The 943-nt window shown below is 62.5% G+C and carries 1 protein-coding gene; it reads left to right on the forward strand.

All coding sequences use genetic code 11. The features are described 5' to 3' along the window. Positions 1-832: DUF3604 domain-containing protein (locus P0D70_RS36615; RefSeq protein ID WP_408188114.1), on the forward strand; the 832-nt coding region annotated here is incomplete at its 5' end. Positions 833-943 lie beyond the last annotated feature (111 nt).

Below are 943 nucleotides of genomic sequence, written 5' to 3' on the forward strand. Positions count from 1 at the left end.
GGGTGTGAATCCGTACAAGTTCGGCATGGTCGGCTCGACCGATGCCCATACCGGACTTACGGCCGTGGAGGAAGACAACTTCTTCGGCAAGACCTCGAGCTCCGAACCAGGCAAGGACCGCGCGATGCACCCTTTCATGAAGACCGACAAGGCTGTCATCATGGGCTGGGAGCAGAGTTCGTCGGGCTATGCGGCGGTGTGGGCCAACGAGAACACCCGCGAATCGATCTTCGACGCCATGCAGCGCAAGGAGGTTTACGCGACCACGGGTCCTCGCATGGTGGTGCGCTTTTTCGGAGGCTTCGATTTCGATGCCCTGGACGCGAGGACCCGCATGCCGGCCGCGATCGGCTACCACAAGGGCGTGCCGATGGGCGGCGACCTGCGCGACGCGCCGAAGGGCAAGGCGCCGACCTTCATGGTAGCGGCGCTGAAGGATCCGATTGGCGCCAATCTCGACCGCATCCAGATTGTGAAGGGTTGGCTGGACCGGCAGGGCGAATTGCAGGAGAAGGTCTACGACGTCGTGTGGTCGGACAAGCGAACCCCTGGTGCCGACGGCAAGCTGCCGGCCGTGGGCAACACCGTCGACGTGCCCAACGCCACCTACAGCAACTCCATCGGCGATCCAGAACTCATCACGGTTTGGCGTGATCCGGATTTCGACGCCGGCTTGCGAGCCTTCTACTATGCCCGCGTGATCGAAATCCCGACACCGCGCTGGACCGCCTATGACGCGAAGTACTTCAAGGTCAGGATGCCGCCCGAAGTACCAATGACTATCCAGGAGCGCGCCTACACATCGCCGATCTGGTACACGCCGCGGTCCTGAAGAGCTGGCTCGCTTACTTTCAGGAGCGGCTCGCCCTCGGCGTGATAGCGGCGGAAGCAAACCCGAAGCCGACGCACATAAGATCCGAGCGCCGGGGAACCGATAGAAGTG

This window comes from Paraburkholderia sp. RL17-381-BIF-C, assembly GCF_046026435.1.
Classification (GTDB): Bacteria; Pseudomonadota; Gammaproteobacteria; order Burkholderiales; family Burkholderiaceae; genus Paraburkholderia.